Raw genomic sequence first — 20,244 nt, 5'->3', positions numbered from 1 at the left:
CGGTGCCGCCGACACGCCAGCGGTACCGCCAGAGCGGGCGAAGGTCTCCTACCATTGGTTTTCCGATAGCAATCGTCTCGACCCACCGGCGGGAGAAGCATGTTCGTCGCGATAGCGGTGACGATGGCCATCATCCTGGTGTGGGCCTGCTACTCCCGCGCCTTCGCGCGCTGGAGCGTGACCGAGCCGGTGGCCATGATCGTGGCGGGCGCCGCCGTCGGGCTGACCGACGACGAGTGGTTGCTGCCCTCGATCGACACCACCGCCGCGCTGCGGATCGTCGAATTCCTGCTCGCGCTGTTCCTGTTCACCGATGCCACCGAGATCCGGGACCGGATCGCCAAGAACACCGGGGTGACCCGCATGCTGGTGGCGTTCGCGGTCAGCCTCGTGATCGCCACGGTCGCCGGGCAATACGTGCTGTCGGTGGATTCTTGGCCGCTGTTGCTGATCCTCGCCTGCATCGTGATGCCGACCGATCTGGTGCCCGCCCAGTCCATCCTGCGGGACAACCGGATCACCAAGCGGGTCCGCGACACCCTCAATGTCGAGAGCGGACTCAACGACGGACTCGTCGCCCCGGTCATGCTCTTCGCCCTCGAGGCGTATCGGCGCAGCACCGACTCCGACGAGGTGCTGGGAGCCTTCGGCCACGCGCTGCAGGCCGTGGTGAAGTCCGTCCTGGTCGGCCTTCCCATCGGCGCGGCCGCCGGGCTCGCGCTGTCGGCGGCCGCGGCCCGCGGCTGGACCGACCCCAGGACCGTGCGCTGCGGCATTCTGGCCATCCCGGTGCTCACCTTCGCGCTGGCCATCCAGCTCGACGGCAACGGGTTCGTGGCGGCCTTCCTGGCCGGGCTCGCCTACCGGGCCACCCACCGAGACATCCCCGGCGAACCCCTGGAACTGACCGAGGGCCTGGCCCAATTCCTCGGCCTGGGCCTGTGGTTCGTGGTCGGCGCGATCGCGGTCGCCATTCCCGGGCTGGACTGGCAGGTCGTCGTCTACGGACTGCTCGCGCTGACGGTCTTCCGGATCGTGCCCGCGGCGCTCGCCCTGATCGGTTCCCGCTTCACCGGGCCCGAGCGAATCCTGCTGTGCTGCCTGGGCCCGCGCGGCGTCGCCTCCATCGTCTTCGGTCTGCTCGCGGTCAACAGCCTGGCGGGCACGTCGGACGCGAATCTCGTCGTCGGAGCCACGCTGGTCGTCGTGTGCGGCAGCATCGTGCTGCACGGTATCGGCGCACCCCTCGTCGCCGCGCAGTTCGGTCGGCGCGCGCGTAACTCGCGCACTCGCTGAGAACCCACTGGCAGCTGTCAGCTATTCCTCAGTTTCGCGTGCCACCATCGGCGACACCGTCGACACCTCGACCTCTGCCACAGCGGTGTGGGGCAGTCGCCGATGCCCGTTGCCCCTGCTGTCGAGGAGTCGCTTGTGTTCACCCGTTGGGGCGACCTGGTCTATCGGTTCCGTTTCGCGGTGCTCGCCGTCGTCGGCGCCGCACTGCTGGCCCTGGGCGGCTTCGGGCTGGGCCTGGAGAACCAGCTCACCTCCGGCGGGTGGGACGACCCTGGTTCGGAGTCGTCGCAGGGCGCGAAGATCGCCGACCGCGCGTTCGGACGCGACCACACCGGGGACGTCATCGTGCTGTACACCGCCCCCTCGGGGACAACCATCGACGATCCGAAGTTCAGCGCCGAGGTCGTCGACAGCCTCTCCCGGGTGGTCGCCGAGTATCCGACCGCGGTCGACAAGATCAACGGCGCCTATTGGACAGTGGGCACCACCCCCGGCGTGCCGTCCGTGTTCGGCTCCAAGGACAAGCAGCACGCCTTCGCGTCGATCGCGATCGTGGGCGACAACGACACCGAGGTGTTGCGCAACTACCGGGAAGTGAGCGACGCGTTCGCCATCGACGGCGTCCAGGTGGAAGTGTCCGGATTGCAGGCCGTCGGCGGCACCCTCAACGACACCATCGCCCACGACGTGCAGCGGATGGAGATGCTGGCCATCCCCGCGGTCGCGGTGCTGCTGTTCTTCATCTTCGGTGGCGTGGTCGCCGCCGCGCTGCCGCTGATCATCGGCGGGCTCACCATTCTCGGCGCCAACGGGATCGTCATGGGCATCACCCACGTCACCGACGTCAACTCGTTCGTGTCCGCGGTGGTGTCGATGATCGGACTCGGCCTGGCCATCGATTTCGGGTTGTTCATCGTCAGCAGGTTCCGCGAGGAACTGGCCGACGGCTACGACACGCGGGCCGCGGTGCGGCGGACGGTGATGACGGCGGGACGCACGGTCGTGTTCTCCGCGACGATGATCATCGCCAGCCTGGGTGGCATCCTGCTGTTCCCGCAGGGCTTCCTGCGCTCGGTCGCCTACGGCACCATCGCAACGGTCTCGCTCGCCGCGCTGACCGCGGTCACGCTGTTGCCCGCGATGCTGGCCGTGCTCGGCCCGCGCGTCGACATGCTCGGACTGAAGCGGTTCCGCAAGACCAGGACGTCGGAGGAGATCGAGAACGGCTTCTGGGGCAGGCTCACCCGCTGGGTGATGAGGCGTCCGCTCCAGGTGGCCATCCCGATCGTCATCGGCTTGCTGCTGCTGATCATCCCGGTGGGGAACCTGGCGTTCGGTGGCATCAACGAGAAGTATCTGCCGCCGGACAACAGCACCCGGCTCGCGCTCGAGCACTTCTACGAGATCTTCCCGTTGAAGAAGACCGACCCGATCCAGCTCGTCTTCGTCTCCGACAACACCCCGGCGATCGGCCAGATCATGCGCGAGGCCAACCAGGCACCGGGGCTGGTCAGCTCGTTCGGGGTCCCGAGCAATACCGGGTCCACCGACCCGACGGTGTATCGGACCTCCGCCACCCTGGTCGACCCGACCGGCAACGCCGAGCCGACGATCGACTACCTGCGCTCGATCGAGGTGCCCGACGGCGTGACGATGTACGTCACCGGCCAGCCCGCGATCATGGCCGACAGCATCGACACGCTGCTCGACCGGATGCCGTTCATGATCATCCTGGTGTTGGCGATCACCATGGTGCTGATGTTCCTGGCCTTCGGCTCACTGGTGCTCCCCCTCAAGGCCGTGTTGATGAACGTGCTCGGGCTCGGCGCGACCCTGGGCATCCTCACCTGGATCTTCATCGACGGACATGGTTCCGGGATCCTCAATTTCACGCCACAGCCGATCAGCGCTCCGGTGCTGATGCTGATCATCGCGGTGATCTACGGCTTGTCGACCGACTACGAAGTGTTCCTGCTCTCCCGGATGGTGGAAGCACGTGCCAAGGGCGCGTCCACCACCGACGCGATCCGCATCGGCACCGCCCAGACCGGGCGCATCATCACCGCGGCCGCGCTGATCCTGATCGTCGTCACCGGCGCGTTCGCGTTCTCCGATCTGGTGATGATGCAGTACATCGCCTATGGCATGATCGCCGCCCTGATCATCGACGCGACCGTGCTGCGCATGCTGCTGGTCCCCGCGATCATGAAACTGCTCGGCGACGACTGCTGGTGGGCGCCGCAGTGGATGAAGCGGATCCAGCAGCGGATCGGGCTCGGCGAGACCACCCTCGACGACGAGCGGCCACCGCAGCACGCGGTGACCGTCGGCTCAGCCTCCGGTGGACACGGCTGACGGCCGCAGGAACGCCGCGACGCGGGGCGCGAGATCGTCGGCACGGGTGATCAACCCGAGGTGGCCGTCGGGATAGACGTGCAGGGTCGAGTGCGGCAGCAACCGATGCATGATCCGCGCGTTGACGAGGGGAATGATCGGGTCGTCCGTGCCGGCCAGGATCAGCGTGGGCTGCCGGATCAACGGCAGGAACGGCAGACTGGTCCAGCCCGCCCCACCGATCAGCTGCAGGGCGTAGCCGCGACCGGGCGCCATCCTGGCGTGGCGGATCAGAAGCTCCGTCGCCAGCTCCGGTTCGTCGCGCAGGCGCCCGCCGTACAGCTGCGCGGCGATGGCCGCGGCGTAGGCGGGGTCGCGATACCGGCGGGGGGTGATCATCTTGCTCAGGACCCGCGGCCGGGCCGGGACCATCACCATGCCGGTCGCCGTGGCGACGAGCACCAGGCGACGGCAGCGCCGGGGATTCTGGACAGCGAACTGCTGGGCCAGGCCCCCGCCCCAGGAGATGCCGAGCACGTCCACCTCGCGACAGCCGATGTCGTCGAGCACCGTGCCGAGCAGGCAGGCCATTGTCGCGAAAGTGTAAGGCAGCCTGGGCAGTTCGGATCCGCCGATCCCGGGAACATCGAACCGGATGACGGGGATCGCCGGGTCGAGCTCGTCGACGAACGGCTGGAGCAGATCCAGGTTCGCGCCGATGCCGTTGCACAGCACCAGGGGCCGACCCTCCCCCGCCCGCACCGAGACCCGGACGCGCCGGCCGTTGATCCGCAGTTCACGAACGGTGTCGACAGGGGTCACGCGCACTCCTTCAGGCCGTGGCCGGGATGGGCTGGCCGAACTCGGGGAACATCCGGATCGCTTGCAACGCGGTGGTGAGGTCACCCAGATTCCGTGGGTCGTCGAGCGAGCCGCCCAGATGCTGTTCCAGTCGATGGATGCGGCCGCGCACGGTGTTCTCGTGGCAGTAGAGCAGACGGCCCGTCTCGGCGGCCGAGCCCCGCGCCTGGATCCACGCGGTCGCCGTCGCCAGCAACGTGGTCCGTTCGTAGTCGGGCAAGGCGAGGACACCGCCCAGCACCCGCAGGACGAATCGCCGGGTGGTGTCCCGGTCGCGGACGAGCAGGTCGATGTTCGGCTCGTCGGCCAGCTGACGAACCGATGCCGCACCGGGAGAAAGCGTTTCGAGGGCCACGTGCGCGAGCCGCAGCGCCCGAGCCGCACCGTCGAGCCGGACGAACACCGGACTCACCCCGATCCGGCCGATGGCCGCCTTCCGCACGGCGGCGAGTACCTCGTCCGGATCGCGGCGCCGTCCCAGGGAGAGGACGCCGATCTCGTGATCCGGTTGTGAACGCCACGCCGAACCGACATCGAGCTGCCGCAGGCGGTCCTCGAGATGCGGCAGCGGCGCCGAATTGCCGTCCACCGCCTCCGCGACGAGCACGAGGAACGTCCCGTCGTAGGGCAGATCGAGCAGCCGCGCGACCTCCCAGGCGCTGTGTGAGCCCGAACCGGGGCCGTCGAGGATGGCCGAGAGGAGACCGGACCGTCGCCGGTCGGCGGCGATCATCCGTTCGCTCATCGCTTCCCGGTACGCCTCGGTCACCGCCAGCGAGACGTCGTCGGCGATCTCCCAGATCGTCGTGGCCGTGTCGAGGAGCGCGTCGACCGTCCGCTGCCCCGAGCTCCGTGCCGCGCCGAGCAGCCGCCGCCACAGGAACGCGAAGCCGAGACGGTAGGCCCGCAGGACTTCCGGCAGTGGCATGTCCTGCTCCGCACGGGCGCGACCGGTCTCCCGGGGCGCCGACAGCTCGATCTCCCGATCGCCGCTCAGCCGACCGAGGATCTGATTCATATTGGCTATCAGCGAGCTCTTCAGCTCACGCCGATCGACGATGCACTCCAGGCGATAGACCTCGATCCGATCGGCGATCCGGACGGCGAGCTGGTCGGCCAGCACATCGATCCGTTCCAGCAGGCCGACGGCGAGTGTCGCCACCGAGGGAGCGGGACTGAGGGTGGACACCACGACAGGCTATCGACGACTTCCCCCGGACGCCGCAGCGAGCAGGCGGACTGTGGGCGCCGACACGTACCCCGCCGATTTCCTGTCGGCGCCGACATTGGCGGCCGTGGCGCAGTGCGCCACTGTGGGATCACGCGTTCGGCACGGTGGCCGCCCCGGGATGTGGGACATCATGCGTTCGCCGCCGAAGCCGACTGCCACACCACTCCTCGATCGATAACCGCCGCGCCCTCGGATCACTGCGGGAGATCCACGCGGACCCATCGACAACACGCCGCGCGAACCGATTCGCGCGGCCGTCCAGGAGTGGAGACGACATCATCACCATCGGCAGGAATCCACAGGATGCCGTTCATCGGGTCGTCGGCGGCGACAACGCTGGATCGGAGGGACTCCGATGACGAGCGCTCCGGAGGACACCGCGGTTCCGCTCGACCAGATCCTGACCAGGGCCGCGTTCGGGTCGGCCGGTCGCTGGCTGCCCGGCAGTTCGGGCGCGCGCTTTCTCGACGCGCTGGCCCAGCACCCGGACCGGGTCAAGGCCCGGATCGGCGGGCTGGTCGACGAACTCGGCCGGATCGCGAAGGGCACCTCCGAGATCGCGCCGCGGCGTGGCGACCGCCGTTTCACCGACCCGGCCTGGTCGGAGAATCCGCTGTTGAAACGCGTGGTGCAGGCGTATCTGGCCGCGAACGACACCGCCGAGGGCCTGCTGCGGGACGCACCGCTGGAGTGGCAGGACGCCGAGCGGATGAAGTTCGTGATGTCGAACATCGCCGAAGCCCTGTCACCGAGCAACAATCCGCTGATCAGCCCGGTCGCGTGGAAGGCGCTGTTCGAGTCGGGGGGCGCCAATACGATCGCGGGCCCGCTCAACCTCGTGCGCGACATCGCGAGTTCCCCGCGCATCCCGTCGATGGTCGAGCCGGATGCCTTCCGGGTGGGTGCCGACCTCGCGGTCACACCGGGCGCCGTCGTGTACCGCGCGCCGATGTTCGAGCTGATCCAGTACCTGCCCCAGACCGAGACCGTGCACGCGGTGCCGCTGCTGATCGTCCCGCCGACCATCAACAAGTACTACGTGCTCGATCTCGCGCCCGGCCGCAGCCTGATCGAGTACCTGGTCAAGCAAGGGCACCAGGTGTTCGTGGTGTCCTGGCTCAATCCCGACGAACGGCACAGTGAGTGGGGCATCGATGCCTACGCCGCCGCGGCGATCGACGCGTTCTCGGTGGTCGACCGGATCATCGGGGCCGGCTCAGTGCACGTCCTGGCCGCGTGCTCGGGTGGCCTGATCACCAGCCTCGCCGCGGCCCACCGCGCGGCGAAGGGGTCCATCGGCGCACTCGCCGGCCTCACCTTGCTGGTCACGATGATCGATCAGCGCCGGGCCGGCGTCGCCGGATCACTCGTCGACGAAGGCGTCGCGCGGGCGGCGATCGCGCGCTCGGCGAGCAAGGGCTACCTCGACGGCCGCCACCTCGCGGAGGTCTTCGCCTGGCTGCGCCCGTCGGATCTGGTCTGGAACTACTGGGTCAACAACTACCTCCAGGGCAAGACCCCGCCGAAGTTCGACATCCTGTTCTGGAATGCCGACACCACGCGCATGCCTGCCGCCCTGCATCGCGACTTCATCGAGGCCGCGTTACACAACAAGCTCGCCACCCCTGGGGCGGTCACCGTGCTCGGCACACCCGTCGACCTCGGCGACATCACCGTCGACTCCTATGTCGTGGCAGGCTCGGCGGATCACATCTGCCCCTGGACCAATTGCTACCGCAGCTCCCAATTGCTCGGAGGGAAGGTACGTTTCGTCCTCTCGACCAACGGCCACATCGCCGCGCTGGTCAATCCCCCGGGCAACCGCAAATCGAGCTACCAGGTGTCGGACGACAATTCGCTCGATGCCGCCGAATGGCGCGGTGCCGCGATCACGGCGCAGGGGTCGTGGTGGCCCGACTACGCCACCTGGCTCGCCGACCGTTCCGGCCCGCGGATCTCCCCGTCACCGCTGCTCGGCAACACCGAGTTCGCGCCGCTCGGTGTCGCCCCCGGCACCTACGTGATGGCCCGGTAGCACCCCGGCCCGAGCGCGAGTTCGTCCGCGCTCGGGCCGACCGGCGCCGGTCAGCGAGCATCCTGATAAACTCGATATCGAGTCGAGTTCGTAAAACAGCGAACACCGGAAGGAGTGAGGGACATGGTTGTCGCGATCGAGATCCTCGTCATCGCCTGCGCCGTCATGATCACGTGGTTCGCGGGCTACGTGATCTATCGCCTCGTCACCGAGGAACCCAACCGCCGCTGATCGCGGGCCGTCAAATCGCCGGACGTTCGGCGGCCGGACGCGAGCGCACCGCCACCACCCCGATCAGGATCAGCACGGCGAGCGTGTCGAAGACCGTGCTGAACAGCGGCGCGTCCGGCCGGGTCGCCGGATCCGACAGTGTCAGAACGAGATTCGTCGTCTTGGTAGCGATCGCGGCCAAGGCGACGGGCACCCGCACCGCCGGAACGAACGCCGCCCAGACCAGCGCGGCACCCAGCACCAGCTGCATCATGCCGCGGTGCCGGAGCAGGGCTTCCTCCATCGGGGCCAGCTGGGTGAGCCCGTAGTACTCCAGGGCCGCCGGTGTCACCAGGGCGAGCACCGGCGTCATCGTGACCAGGCCGAGGACTACGAGGACGATCTTGACGGCACGGGAATCGGGCATTCGACACGCTCCAATCATCAGTGGCACTGACGATCAGTGTACGTGACTAGAGTGAGGTGATGCGAGAGACGAATCCGGTGGCACGGATCACCCAGGCGCCGCTGTTCCTGTTGTTCCGGGTCGGCGACGCGGCGCGCGAGGCCGTCGAGCAGGCACTGGAGCGTTACGACCTGCGCGGCAAGGACTTCCGCGTGCTCGCCTACGCCGCGACGGGCACGCACTCGCAGCAGGATCTGGCCCGATCGACGGGCCTGGACCGGACGACCATGGTCGCCGTCGTCGACCGCCTCGAGCGCACCGGCATGGCCACCCGCGAACGCGGCGCCGACCGGCGCAGGCACGTGGTGGTCCCGACCGCGCAGGGCCTACGCACCCTCACCGACGCCTTCGCCGACTTGGAGCGCACGCAGGCCGACTTCCTGGCTGCCCTCAGCCCGGCGACACAGCAGGCCATGGACACCGCGCTCACCCAGCTGTTCACCGCGCACGATCCGTCCTGCCGCCCACGGCCCGACGACTGACAGGCCGCTCTCAACGCCCCCTGCGCGCCACCGCGAGGGCGAGTTCGGTACAGAGCGTGGCCAATTCGACACTCGACTGACGGGGGTCGCGCAGCCAGGCGTCGATGAGCTGATTGATCCCACCGACGACGAAGAGCGCTTCCTGGCGCCGGCTCTCCGGACTCGCGGGCGCGTCGAGGAACTCCGCGCTGTACTGCACGACGAGATCGGTGATGATGCCGACGGAGCGGGCCCGAAGCTCTTCGAGGCCCGCGGTGCCGTGGGTGTCGCTGGTGAGGATGCGGTGGATCCGCGGGTCGTCGGCGATGGCGTCGAGGAACGCCGTCAACGCCCGCAGCAGTTTGTCCCGCAGGCCGTCGGCCTGGGCCTGACTGGCCTCGACCAGGGTGGCGGCCAGCTCTTCGTGCACCTGCTCGGCGACAGCGAGCACCAGCGCGTCCCTGGTGGCGAACTGCTCGTAGAAGTAGCGCGGCGTCAATCCGGAAGCGGCGCAGACGCGGCGCACCGTGACCTCGGTCAGCCCGGCCTCGCCCCAGACCTGCCGACCGGCGGCGAGGAGCTTGTCGCGGCGTTCGTCCCGGCGATTCGCCGCGCTCATGCCCCGATAGGGCCGGACCACCTCCGCACGCGCCATTGACAGCACTTTAGCAGGCGGCCTACTTTGGATATCAGTCGTTATCCAGTTTACGTCGCTCAACGAGGAGTGCCGATGCCTACCGTTCCCACCCGACACCCCGACCGGCCCCACCGCACCCCCGTGATCGTCGGCGGGTTCGCGGCCACCCTGGGTGTCCACGGCCCCGACTCGGATCAGTGGCGTCGCCTCGGCGAGGGACTGCTCGTCGGTGACGAGCCGATGGATCAGCTGGTGGAGTGGATGGTCACCGCGGGCAGCAAGCAGATGCGCCCGCTGTTCGACCGGGCACTCACCCACGGCATCGCCGCCGTGCCGGACGCGCCGGAACCGCTGCGCGCGTTCTTCGCCGAGGTCGAGGCGGTGCCGGCGTGGGTCGATCACGACAAGCTCGTGCGCGGGGCCAAGGTGCTGCTCAGCAGCGGGGCCGACGGTATGTACATCGCGCGCGACGTCGCCATGCTCGGCGGCTACCAGTTCTCCGGCTTCAACAAGACGCTGCTGCGCACGGGCGCCTTGGAGAAGGGCTCCAATCAGCGCTGGGCCGAGACGATGCAGTGGGCGATGGACGTCCTGTCCGAGGACGGGCTCGCGCCGCTGGGCCTCGGCTATCGCTCCACCATCCGGGTGCGGCTCATCCACGCCTTCGTGCGACGCCATGTGGCCGCCATGCCGGATTGGCGGACCGAGGACTGGGGGCTGCCGATCAATCAGACCGATATGGCGGCCACGCTGGTCGGCGCCTTCATCGCACCGGCGATCGGCGCGCTGGGGATGGGCGTGCTGCTCACACCGTCCGAAGCCGACGACCTCGCGCACCTGGTCCGCTATGTCGGCAGCCTGCTCGGCGTCGAGGAGCAGTGGCTGCCGCACTCGTTCCGCGACGGCGTGCGCGTCCTGGTGCACACGCTCTCGGCCCTGGCCGACCCGGACGAGTCGACCCGCCAGCTGGCGGTGCCGATGTCGCGAGATCCGCTGTCGTGGAACTACGACCGCCTGCCCGCCGTGCGCCGCCGCCTCGCCTACGCCCAGCACCTGTCGGTGACGGGGACCTTCCTCGGCCGCCGCACGATGCGCGCGCTGGGCCTGCCGACGGTGGTGATTCCCTGGTATCCGGCGCTCCGGATCCCTACCAATCTCGTCCGCTCGGCCACCCGGGTACTGCCCGGCGGACTGGACCGGGCCGCGACGCGCGGTGCGCGGGAACAGGATCGATTCATGCGCACGCTGGTCGGCGCCCGCCCGGCGATCGGCGCCTCCGCCGCCCGACTCACCCACGCCGCCTGACCGGACCGAGCCGCCGACCCGACGACGTGACCGCGTGACTCACCCCGCGCGCGAGCGGGTTTCGTCGTCGGGATGGCCGTCCTCCGGCTTGCCGAGGCCACGGTGCGCGCGGATCAGCAGGGCCGCGCGCAGGTAGCACAGTCCCGTGACATCGTTCAGGTCGAAGCCGGTCAGCTGCCCGATGCGCTTCAATCGGTAGTCGACGGTATTCGTGTGGACGAACAATTCGCGCGCGGTATTCGTCCGGCGCAGATTCGACGCGATGTACACCTCGAGCGTGCGGAGCAATTCCGGATGGGCCTCGAGGGAATCGACGACCGAACTCAGATAATCACGCGCCGCGCCCTCGCGCGTCAGCTGATATTCGAAAGCCAATTCGTGCGGGCGGTACACCTTGCTCGGACCACCGAGCCGGTGCACTATTTCGACCAGTTCGTGGACCTGCTCGGCGGCGCGCGGAATATCGGCCGGTGCCGCGGGCGTCGTGACCGCGCGCACCGGCACCTGTGCCGCCGCGGACAATCCGATGACCAGCTCGTCGAGCTCGTGTTCGGAGAACTCCGCCGCGGGCAGCAGCAGCGTGCCGCCGTCGACGCTGAGCAGCGACAGCACCTTGCCGACACAGCGATTCGCCAGCTCGGCCTGCACGCGCCGCAACTTGCGCCGGGCGACCACATTCGCATCGAGCGCCGGGTCGAATTCCTCGGCGTGCGGCGGCAGCGCCAGGGCGATCACGTGGTATCGATCGGCGATCTCGATCCCGCATTCCCTGGCCATCGTGGAGGTGCTCTGTCCACCGAGCAGGGCCGAGGTCAGGGTGTGCACGGCGGTGTGGTGCTCGCTGACGACCGACCGCAGTTCCCGCACATAGGCCGCCGAGACGGCGGCGGTGATCGTGCTCTGGACATCGGTCAGCCGCCGGGCCACGCCGACGACGGTCGCGTGGTCGTGGTTGTTCACATTGGCGGTCACCAGGTCGAAACCGAGTTTGAAGCCCTCGTGCACCGCGTTGTGGATGGTGTCGATCGGAATGCCCTCGCGCGCCCAGCCCGCGGCCGCCGCCTGGATCCGCTCCAGACGCCCGGGGAGGTCGCGGCCGTCGAGCACACCGCCGGTCAGTTCCAGGCACACCCGTGTCACCGTGGTGACGTCACCGTCAAGGACTTCGGTGGGCAACGTCGCGCAGGGCGCCACGTTCTCGATGAAATGGCCCACCATCTGGCGGGATATCGCCCGCACATCCTTCAGCGGGGTCGATACCGGACGGCCCGCTGCGGTCAAGAACGGTGTGAGGGATGCTGAGCCAGCCATGATGAATCCTTCCCACCCAGACAACTGGGCAAGCTCCCAACTTACCGCGTAGAACAAACCGCCACGTCGGGTTCGCTTGTGACAGGCGGTAAGGGAATACCGGAATGTTTAGGGATTCCCCCAACGGCACCGGCGCGCGAACCCGCCGTCCGGCGGTGGTGAAACCTGACGGGACCGCGCAATCCCGCTCCCTACGGACGGTTCCACCACCACCGGAGGCATTCCGGCTAGCGGATCACAGGCACAAGCTCACCTCGAGCGGACCGACCGGCAGTGGCAGGCACACCTCGACCGACCCGGCCACCGGGGCCGGGGCCGCCGCGGTGGCGGTTCCCGCACCCAGGGCGCAGGCGGACAACGCCAGCACGGCGACGGCGAGCGGACGGGCAGTTCTGGAATTCATACAGTCAACCTCGATTGCATTCTTTCTGATCGCCCCCATCTCGGGGACATCTCGATCAGATCACAGACAGATCGCGGCGGGTTCACTTCGCGGGAGTTCTTGATTTTCTCCGTAGAACTCGGGAATTCGTCATGGATACCTACAAGTCGACCAAACCCACCAGCAGCAGCCGATTCGGGTGCGGCAGTGGGGTACTGAACTGCTGGACCCGGATTCCGAAGGGCTGACCGGTCTTTCGGTTCCGCAGCCGGACGGTGGGGTCGCGCCGGTCCAGGTACACCCGGCCGGCGCGCCAGAGTCGCTGGAAGTCGGGCTGGGCACCCAGCTCGCTCAGCAGGTTCCGCAGGTCGTCGCGGTCGCCGACGCGCCCGGCGTAGCCACGGAAGCAGCCGGTGATCACGGTGGCCTCGCGTTCCCACTCCTCGATCACCAGGCGGGCCCGCGGATCGGTGAACAGCCAGCGCAACAGGTTGCCCTTGGCCAGCAACCCCGGCAGGGCCGCGTCGAAGGCGGCATTGGCGCCGATCACGTCCCAGCCGCCGTTCAGCACAGCCGCCAGATGCGGGCTCATGGCGTCCACGGTGGTGCGCAGTTCCGGCTCGAGCTGCCGGGGATGCGCGGCGGCGGGACGCCGGAACCGTTGCTGCGCCAGGTGATACAGGTGCGCGCGCTCGTCGCCGTCGAGGGCGAAGACCTCGGCGAGCGCGTCGAGCACCGACGGGCTGGGATTGCTCGCGCCGCCCTGCTCGATCTTGGCGATGTAGCCGACGCTGGAGTGGATGGCCGTGGCCAGTTGCTGGCGACTCATGCCGCGCGGATGGTCCGGTCGGGTCGCGCGCCGATGGGCGCGGACGAAGTCGGCGAGTGTCGGCACCCCTGGCCCGTGCATGATCCTCCTCGATGGTCCGGCTCACTCTTGCGCGGCCGCACCGTCTTTCGCAATCTCGATCAGTGCCAGCGCGGCCCGCCCGATGCGCGCGGCGGCGCCCTCGGGATCGGGGCGGCCCACGTCGAGCCAGGCGATGACGGCGTCCAGGATGAAGCCGGGAATCACCTGGGTCGCCCAGTCCTGCCAGGGCCCGTCCGGGATCGCCTGGGTGAGATACCGCTGCGCGACCACGGTCGAATAGCCGCGCACCAGATCGGTGATGTCGCGAAAGTCCGGCTCCTGCACCGCATGCCGGAACAGCAGCCGGAAGGCGTCGGGATCGGCGGTCGCGGCGGCGAGCAGCGCGGGCAGGCTGGAGCCGCCGGGGTGCTCGGTCCCCATGGTGTCGCCGAGCCGGGTGTAGGCCCGCTCGAGCACCGCCCGGAACAGGTCGGCCTTGGACGCGAAGTGCCGGTACAGGATGACGTGGGTGATGCCCGCCTCGGCCGCGATCTGCTCGAGGCCGGTCGCGCCGAATCCGTTGCGCGCCAATACCCGCGTGGCCGCTTCGAGGATCTGCTCACGCCGTTCGGCGCGCGGCATGCGACGGCTCGGCGCGGGTGTGCTGCTGGCGGCCACGGACCTACCTCCTTGTTCAAGTCGAATGGTACAACTTCCTATGTTTAACTTCGCTTGTACAAGCGAACATATAGGAGTGAGTGATGACCACCGACGCACCCCAGCTCGCCTGCCCGATCCAGCGGATCCAGACCCTCACCGGTGATCCGGCCTGGCAGGTCTGCGGCTACGACCGCGTCAAGAAGCTGTTCACCGACCCCCGGCTCGGTCGTTCCCATCCGACGCCGGAGACCGCCGCACGCACCACCGCCTCACCGTTCTTCGGCGCTCCCCTGGGCAATTTCGAGACCGAACCCGCCGACAACGCCCGGATGCGGGAGTTGCTCAACCCGTTCTTCGCCCCGCGCGCGATGCGAGCCCTGCAACCCCAGGTGGAGGCCTACACCGCCGAGCTGCTGGACGAGATGGCGGCCAACGGCTCGCCCGCCGATCTGCACGAGGCGCTGGCGGTACCGCTGCCGCTGCTGGTGATCAGCGAACTGCTCGGGGTGCCCTACGACGACCGCGGCATGATCCGGGAGTGGACCGCCGGACTGTTCGACAAGTACGACGCCGCGAAGGCGTCGCAGGCCGGCGCGGAATGGTTCCTGTACTGCAAGGAACTCGTCGAGCGTAAGCGTAAGGAGCCCGGTCCGGGCGTGCTGTCGAAGCTGTGCGAGGTCGAGGACATCAGCGACGACGTGATCGCCACCCTCGCGCTGGGCCTGCTGCTGGCCGGGCACGAGACCTCGGTGGTCGAGATCGGTTTGGGCACACTGGCACTGCTGCGCCAACCGGATCAGTGGCAGCTGCTGGTGCGGCGACCGGAGCTGGTGCCCCAGGCGGTCGAGGAACTGCTCCGGGTGCACAAGTCGACCGGATTCGCCCGCTACGCGCGCACCGATCTGGTGATCGAGGGCGTCGAGGTGAAGACCGGGGAACTCCTGCTGCTCGACGTGGATTCGGCCAACCACGACCCGACGGTCTACACCGATTCACGCAAGGTCGACATCCTGCGCCAGCAGGGCGCGCACCTCGGTTTCGGCTACGGCCCGCGCTACTGCCTGGGCGCGCCGCTGGCCCGGGTCGAGCTGCAAGCGGTGTTCGGGCAACTGACGCAGCGCTTTCCGACGCTCCGCTTGGACGCGGACCCGGAGACCCTGCCCCGGCGCGACGACGTCGCGACCAGCGGCCTGCTCTCCCTGCCGGTGGCCTGGTGAGAAAGGAGTCCGCGATGACGACGGAGTCGACCTCCGCCCGGTGCCCCGTCACCACGACCCTGCACCGGACCACCACCGCGCTCGGCCATGAAGGCTGGGTCGCCACCGGTCACGCCCAGGTCCGCAAGCTCTACGCCGATCCCCGGCTGGGCCGCGCCCATCCCACTCCCGAGACCGCCGCGCGCGCCTCGGACTCGATGTTCTTCGGCGGACCGATGGGCAACTTCGACACCGAGCCGGCCGATCAGGCGCGCCTGCGGGAGCTGGTGGTGCCGTACTTCTCCCCGCGGCGCATGCGCGATCTCACGCCCCGGATCGAGGAGCTCACCACCGCGCTGCTCGACGAGATGGCCGCCACCGGCTCACCCGCCGACCTGCACACCGCCGTGGCGGTTCCGCTGCCCCTGCTGGTCATCTGCGAGCTGCTCGGCGTGCCCTACGAGGATCGCGACCAGTTCCGCGCCTGGACCGAGGGCCTGTCCGAGCAGGTCGAGACCACGAAGGTGCAGGAGGGCGTGGCCGGGCTGTTCGCCTACTTCCTGACCTTGATCGAACGGAAGAAGGCCACCGGCGGCGACGACGTCCTCGCCCGGCTGTGCGCCCGGGGCGACCTGGGCGATCACGGCATCGCGATGCTGGGTCTGGGGCTGCTGTTCGGCGGGCACGAGACGACGGTCGTGGAGATCGGTCTCGGCGTGAAGCGCCTGCTGGAGAACCCGGAGCAATGGCAGGCGCTGGTGCGCGATCCGGACCTGGTGCCGACCGCGATCGAGGAACTGCTGCGCGTCGCGCCGATGCCCCGGATTCCCCGCTACGCCCGCGACGATGTCGAACTCGACGGGTGCCCGGTCCGCAAGGGGGACCTGGTGCTGCTGGACCTGGACTCCGCCAATCACGATCCGGCGGTCTTCCCCGATCCGGACCGGTTCGACGTGACCCGCACCGGCGCGGCGCACGTCACCTTCGGCCACGGGCTGCGGCACTGCGTCGGCGCACCGCTGGCCCGCATCGAACTGCAGACCGTCTTCCGGCAGCTCGTGACCCGGTTCCCGACTCTGGAACTGGCGGTGGATCCTTCCGAAATAGCATTGCGCACAACCACTTTCACCGGCGGCGTGCGGGAGTTACCCGTGCGGTGGTGACCGGCGGCCGGCCGGGCTCTTGTTAGGCTGCGACCCCCAGGGGGTCGCACGACTGACAGGAGCCACGGTTGTGCCGTACGCGATCTCCGCGGGCGCGAAAGTCCACTTCGTCGACAGTGGCGGCGACGGTCCCGCGCTGATCCTCGGCCATTCCTTCCTGATGGACCACGAGATGTTCGACGACCAACTGGCCGCGCTCGCGCCGCAGTACCGGGTCGTGGCGGTGGACGCGCGCTGCCACGGGCTGACCGAGAGTCCCGACACCGTCTTCAGTTTCTGGGATCTGGCCCGCGACGCCTGGGCCGTCGCCGACCACCTCGGGCTGGACCGGGTGGTGGCGGGCGGCGTGGGGCAGGGCGGTTTCATCGCGCTGCGCATGGCGTTGCTCAGTCCGCCGCGGGTGGCGGGGCTGGCCCTCGTCGGCACCTCGGCGCGGGAGTTCTCCGAGCCGCAGCGGGTCGGGTTCCGGCAGGTCACCGACGCCTGGGTGGGATCGAGCCCGCTCGCGGCGATCGCGAAGATGATCGCGGGGCTGGTGATCGGCAACGATCGCGCCGATCACCAACGGTGGCTGGACAAATGGCTCAGCGGTGACCGCCGCCGGGTCGCGCCCGCCGCCGACGCCCTGGTCAATGTCGACTCGATCGCGGACCTGCTCGGCGACATCGACTGCCCCGCGCTGCTCGTGCGCGGCGCCTCCGACCCGGCGTTCGCCGCGGAGGCGATGACCGCCCTGGCCGAGGGCCTGGGCGGGCCGGTGCGATTCCACACCGTGGCGGGCGCGGAGCACACCGTCAACCTCACCCACGCGGACGAATTCCACGAACTGCTCCGCGATTTCCTCGCCGAGCTGCGCCCCTGAACCCGCGCGGTAGTACTACTCGCCAGGGGTACCACCGGCCGGGAGGCGGCTGAGAGGTGGTCCGGCGGCGCTCTTGCCGGTGCCCCGGCCCGCTTGCTGTATTCGATGGGTGATGAGGTTTGCTTACTTGTTCGGCGGTCAGGTCAGTATGACGCCGGAGACGATCGACGAATTCTGCCGGACCTGCCCGGCGGTGGAGAACGCCTACGACGAGGCGGCCGAGTGCACCGGATTGTCCGTGGACATCCTGCGCGGCCGGCATCCGGACGCGGAACTGCTCGGTACGCCCGAGGACCGGCACAGCATCGGCGCCCTGCGGCAGGCCGCGCTGAATCTGGGCCTGGCCGAAGATCTCTCCGCCCGGGGCGTGGAGGTGGTGGCGACGGGCGGACTGAGCCTGGGAGCGTTGATCAGCACCTGCGTGGCCGGGGCGGTGCAGCGGCACGAACTGTTCGGGATGCTGCGCCATCGACGACTGGTGCCGAGACCGGACGATATCGCGGGCCAGGGCATGGCGCTGCTGTCGGTGCCGATCGAGGACGTGCCCGAGCGCTACTACGGGCAGGCACGACCCGGGCTGTACCTGGCCGTCGACACCGGACCCATCGACGGCGTGAACCGCTCCTTCGTGCTGTCGGGATACACCGCGGCACTGCGCGAGCTCCACGCGGAGATCGAGGCCGCGGCCGACGCCCGGCACATGTTCGTGCTCGACGCGTACCAGGGCGCGTTCCACTCCCCCTTGCAGCAATACGCCGCCGATTTCATGCGGGAGTTCGTGAGCGGTATGACTTTTCGGGATCCGCGCGTCCCGGTGTGCTCCCCGGTGGCGCAACGCAGTCTCACCACGGCGGCCGAGGTACGGGATTTCGTGTGGCACAACAATCTGCTGCCCGCCCGCTACGAGCCGATCATCCAGGAAATGGACCGGCTCGACGTGCGGGGCGGGCTGGTGGTCGGCCCGGGGCTGCCGCCGCCCGCCGTCCAGCCGTTCCCGGTGGACGTGGTCGCCGAACCGGGCGATCTCGACCGGCTGCCCGCGTCCGGACCGGTCGCGATCGTGGAGGCCCGGTGAATCGCCTCGCCGGGCGCCGCGCGCTCGTCACCGGCGCCGGCTCGGGTATCGGCCAGGCCATCGTCGCGCGCCTGCTCGCGGAGGGCGCGGTGGTGACCGGGGTGGGGCGCACCGCCGCGGCGCTGGCGAAGACCCGGCAGCTGGCGGCCGATCACGGTGCGGCCGAACGGTTCAGCTACGAGATCCTCGACGTCACCGACGACGTCGCGGTCGCGGAGGTGGTGCCGAGACTGTCCGCCGACGGGCTCGACGTCCTCGTCAACGCCGCCGGGATCATCCGCCTGTCGCATCTGCACGAGACCGGCATCGAGCTGTGGAACACCGTGCTCGGCACCAACCTCACCGGCCCCTTCCTGGTCACCCGTGCCGCGCTCCCCGCGCTGCTGGAGAGCGAGCACGCGGTGGTGGTCAACATCAGTTCCAGCGCAGCCACCTATGCCGCGCCCTACCGCGCCGCGTACGCCGCCAGCAAGGGCGGGCTCGAGTCGTTCACCCGCACACTGGCTTTGGAGTACAGCAAGCACGGCCTGCGCGCGGTGTGCGTCTCGCCGGGCGGCATCGAGACACCGATGACCTACAGCCTCACCGATGTCCCGGCCGATATCGACGCCGGGCTGCTGAGCAAGATGGCCCCGGCCATCGGACCGCTGCTCGGCTCGCCCGAGATGGTCGCGGGTGTGGTGGCGATGGCGGCCTCCGACGACGCGGCGTTCATCACCGGCACCACCATCCAGGTGGACGGAGGCGCGCACATCTGAGGCTGTCGCCTTACGGGACCTGCAGGATGCGCAGGGCAGCGCGTTCGATGCGGTCGGCGATCTTCTCGTAGGACTCGTAGCCCATGCCTGGACCAGGCCCGCGAGGCCGACATCTGGTCGGCCACGTCCCAGCGCTCGGACGGGTCGTGGCCGATGCAGACTCGCCGCCAACGGCATCTTCCGCGACGCCGTCGACGGCTAACCGCAAGCGGCGACGCGCTGCAGGATGCGCAGCGACCCGGTCACCGAGAGCTCGCGGAACTTGCCGCTGTCGAGCGCACGGTGGTAGATGCCGAACGGGGCCTGCCCACCGTCGGCGGGGTCGGGGAAGACGTCGTGGATCGCCAGGAGCCCACCGCCCGCGATCCAGTGCACCCAGTTGTCGTAGTCGCGCCGGGCGGCCTCCTCGGTGTGGCCGCCGTCGATGAAAAGCATGGTCAGCGGCGTGCGCCAGAGGCGCGCGGCGGCGGTGGAGGACCCGATGATCGCGGTGACGGTGTCGGTCAGGCCGGCCCGCACCATGGTGCGCCGGAACGCCGTCACGGTATCGAAGACACCGGTCTCGGGGTCGACCAGACTCGTGTCGTGGTACTCCCAGCCCGGTTGGTGCTCTTCCGAGCCACGGTGATGATCGACGGTGACGACGGTCGCGCCGGTCGCACGGGCCGCGGCGCCCAGATAGATCGCCGACTTGCCACAGTAGGTGCCGATTTCCAGAATGGTTCCCGTCCCCGCGTAGTCGCGGGCGGCGGCGTAGAGCGCGCGCCCCTCGTCTGCCGGCATGAATCCGGTGACCTGCTCGGCGAGCGCGAACAGCGCACCGGCCTCGGCGGAGATCTCGTCTACGGGTCCCATGACTCACGCTAACACAGCAATTGGAATACACTCCGGACTACCGTCCAGCAGATCGCCGGACAGTGATCGGCACAGGAGACACGTGATGAAGACTCGCCTCAACTGCCCCTGCGGTACCCAGATCAACGCCGACAACGAGGACGACCTGGTCACCCAGACCCAGGCGCACCTGGCCGCGAACCACCCCGATCACGACTACACGCGCGACGAGATCCTCTTCATCGCCTACTGACCACGCTACTTCGCGGTCGGCAGGGCGTTCTGCAGTCTGCCCACCTCGGTGATCGTCCAGCCCG

Annotated in this window: 20 protein-coding genes; 11 read left to right on the top strand and 9 right to left on the bottom strand. The window is 69.0% G+C overall.

What is annotated here, in order from left to right; genetic code table 11:
- Positions 1 to 99: 99 nt before the first annotated feature.
- Together AB0H54_RS19765 and AB0H54_RS19760 are read left to right on the top strand one after the other, a co-directional pair.
- Entirely contained in the window at positions 100 to 1,296 is a 1,197-nt protein-coding gene (locus AB0H54_RS19765) for a cation:proton antiporter (protein ID WP_357346768.1), read from the top strand.
- A 135-nt stretch (positions 1,297 to 1,431) separates the two neighbouring features.
- The gene (locus tag AB0H54_RS19760) at positions 1,432 to 3,651 is read left to right on the top strand and encodes an MMPL family transporter (RefSeq protein WP_357346767.1); all 2,220 of its coding nucleotides are present in this window, start codon (positions 1,432 to 1,434) and stop codon (positions 3,649 to 3,651) included.
- On the opposite strand, the gene phaZ is transcribed toward AB0H54_RS19760, so the two are convergent.
- Positions 3,628 to 4,452, bottom strand: a complete 825-nt coding sequence (phaZ, locus tag AB0H54_RS19755; RefSeq protein WP_357346766.1) for a poly(3-hydroxyalkanoate) depolymerase — start codon at positions 4,450 to 4,452, stop codon at positions 3,628 to 3,630. The two genes, AB0H54_RS19760 and phaZ, sit on opposite strands and share 24 nt — an antisense overlap.
- 10 nt (positions 4,453 to 4,462) lie before the next feature.
- A complete protein-coding gene (locus tag AB0H54_RS19750) occupies positions 4,463 to 5,680 on the bottom strand; it encodes a helix-turn-helix domain-containing protein (RefSeq protein ID WP_357346765.1) in 1,218 nt (405 codons plus the stop codon).
- Positions 5,681 to 6,077: 397 nt separating this feature from the next.
- Here AB0H54_RS19750 and AB0H54_RS19745 point away from each other — a divergent pair, with 397 nt between their 5' ends.
- Positions 6,078 to 7,757: an alpha/beta fold hydrolase gene (locus AB0H54_RS19745; RefSeq protein WP_357346764.1), complete on the top strand. Its 1,680-nt coding sequence runs from the start codon at positions 6,078 to 6,080 to the stop codon at positions 7,755 to 7,757.
- A 241-nt stretch (positions 7,758 to 7,998) separates the two neighbouring features.
- Here the strand turns inward: AB0H54_RS19745 and AB0H54_RS19740 are convergent, their stop codons facing one another.
- Entirely contained in the window at positions 7,999 to 8,394 is a 396-nt protein-coding gene (locus tag AB0H54_RS19740; RefSeq protein WP_357346763.1) for a hypothetical protein, read from the bottom strand.
- A 59-nt stretch (positions 8,395 to 8,453) separates the two neighbouring features.
- Between AB0H54_RS19740 and AB0H54_RS19735 the strand changes: the two genes are divergently transcribed.
- Positions 8,454 to 8,915, top strand: coding sequence for a MarR family winged helix-turn-helix transcriptional regulator (locus AB0H54_RS19735; RefSeq protein WP_357346762.1), 462 nt, complete (start codon positions 8,454 to 8,456; stop codon positions 8,913 to 8,915).
- A 10-nt stretch (positions 8,916 to 8,925) separates the two neighbouring features.
- On the opposite strand, the gene AB0H54_RS19730 is transcribed toward AB0H54_RS19735, so the two are convergent.
- The gene (locus AB0H54_RS19730; RefSeq protein WP_357346761.1) at positions 8,926 to 9,549 is read right to left on the bottom strand and encodes a TetR family transcriptional regulator; all 624 of its coding nucleotides are present in this window, start codon (positions 9,547 to 9,549) and stop codon (positions 8,926 to 8,928) included.
- A gap of 75 nt (positions 9,550 to 9,624) precedes the next feature.
- Here AB0H54_RS19730 and AB0H54_RS19725 point away from each other — a divergent pair, with 75 nt between their 5' ends.
- On the top strand, positions 9,625 to 10,836 hold the full coding sequence (locus AB0H54_RS19725; RefSeq protein WP_357346760.1) for an oxygenase MpaB family protein: 1,212 nt from the start codon (positions 9,625 to 9,627) through the stop codon (positions 10,834 to 10,836).
- 39 nt (positions 10,837 to 10,875) lie between these two features.
- Here AB0H54_RS19725 and AB0H54_RS19720 read toward each other — a convergent pair whose 3' ends face one another.
- The 4 genes from AB0H54_RS19720 to AB0H54_RS19705 form a co-directional block, all read right to left on the bottom strand.
- The gene (locus tag AB0H54_RS19720) at positions 10,876 to 12,147 is read right to left on the bottom strand and encodes a helix-turn-helix domain-containing protein (protein WP_357346759.1); all 1,272 of its coding nucleotides are present in this window, start codon (positions 12,145 to 12,147) and stop codon (positions 10,876 to 10,878) included.
- 235 nt (positions 12,148 to 12,382) lie between these two features.
- Positions 12,383 to 12,550 (bottom strand): hypothetical protein, encoded by a 168-nt coding sequence (locus tag AB0H54_RS19715; RefSeq protein ID WP_355272523.1) that lies wholly within the window; start codon positions 12,548 to 12,550, stop codon positions 12,383 to 12,385.
- Between the two features lie 139 nt (positions 12,551 to 12,689).
- Positions 12,690 to 13,439 (bottom strand): helix-turn-helix transcriptional regulator, encoded by a 750-nt coding sequence (locus AB0H54_RS19710; RefSeq protein ID WP_357346758.1) that lies wholly within the window; start codon positions 13,437 to 13,439, stop codon positions 12,690 to 12,692.
- A 21-nt stretch (positions 13,440 to 13,460) separates the two neighbouring features.
- A complete protein-coding gene (locus tag AB0H54_RS19705) occupies positions 13,461 to 14,057 on the bottom strand; it encodes a TetR/AcrR family transcriptional regulator (protein ID WP_357346757.1) in 597 nt (198 codons plus the stop codon).
- An 83-nt stretch (positions 14,058 to 14,140) separates the two neighbouring features.
- On the opposite strand from AB0H54_RS19705, the gene AB0H54_RS19700 reads away from it, so the two are divergent.
- From AB0H54_RS19700 to AB0H54_RS19680, 5 genes are all read left to right on the top strand, one after another.
- The gene (locus AB0H54_RS19700) at positions 14,141 to 15,256 is read left to right on the top strand and encodes a cytochrome P450 (protein ID WP_357346756.1); all 1,116 of its coding nucleotides are present in this window, start codon (positions 14,141 to 14,143) and stop codon (positions 15,254 to 15,256) included.
- 14 nt (positions 15,257 to 15,270) lie between these two features.
- Positions 15,271 to 16,398, top strand: a complete 1,128-nt coding sequence (locus tag AB0H54_RS19695) for a cytochrome P450 (RefSeq protein ID WP_357346755.1) — start codon at positions 15,271 to 15,273, stop codon at positions 16,396 to 16,398.
- Between the two features lie 70 nt (positions 16,399 to 16,468).
- On the top strand, positions 16,469 to 17,260 hold the full coding sequence (locus tag AB0H54_RS19690; RefSeq protein WP_357346754.1) for an alpha/beta fold hydrolase: 792 nt from the start codon (positions 16,469 to 16,471) through the stop codon (positions 17,258 to 17,260).
- 112 nt (positions 17,261 to 17,372) lie between these two features.
- Positions 17,373 to 18,335 (top strand): hypothetical protein, encoded by a 963-nt coding sequence (locus AB0H54_RS19685; protein ID WP_357346753.1) that lies wholly within the window; start codon positions 17,373 to 17,375, stop codon positions 18,333 to 18,335.
- Positions 18,332 to 19,093: an SDR family oxidoreductase gene (locus AB0H54_RS19680; protein ID WP_355272536.1), complete on the top strand. Its 762-nt coding sequence runs from the start codon at positions 18,332 to 18,334 to the stop codon at positions 19,091 to 19,093. Before AB0H54_RS19685 ends, AB0H54_RS19680 begins: the two co-directional genes overlap by 4 nt.
- 198 nt (positions 19,094 to 19,291) lie before the next feature.
- Here the strand turns inward: AB0H54_RS19680 and AB0H54_RS19675 are convergent, their stop codons facing one another.
- Complete coding sequence (locus AB0H54_RS19675; protein WP_357346752.1) at positions 19,292 to 19,948, bottom strand: class I SAM-dependent methyltransferase; 657 nt, start codon at positions 19,946 to 19,948, stop codon at positions 19,292 to 19,294.
- 85 nt (positions 19,949 to 20,033) lie between these two features.
- On the opposite strand from AB0H54_RS19675, the gene AB0H54_RS19670 reads away from it, so the two are divergent.
- Positions 20,034 to 20,180: a DUF1059 domain-containing protein gene (locus AB0H54_RS19670; RefSeq protein WP_357346751.1), complete on the top strand. Its 147-nt coding sequence runs from the start codon at positions 20,034 to 20,036 to the stop codon at positions 20,178 to 20,180.
- The last annotated feature ends 64 nt before the right edge of the window (positions 20,181 to 20,244 follow it).

Source organism: Nocardia sp. NPDC050718, assembly GCF_040654235.1.
Classification (GTDB): domain Bacteria; phylum Actinomycetota; class Actinomycetes; order Mycobacteriales; family Mycobacteriaceae; genus Nocardia.
This window is presented reverse-complemented; position numbering and strand designations above follow the sequence as displayed.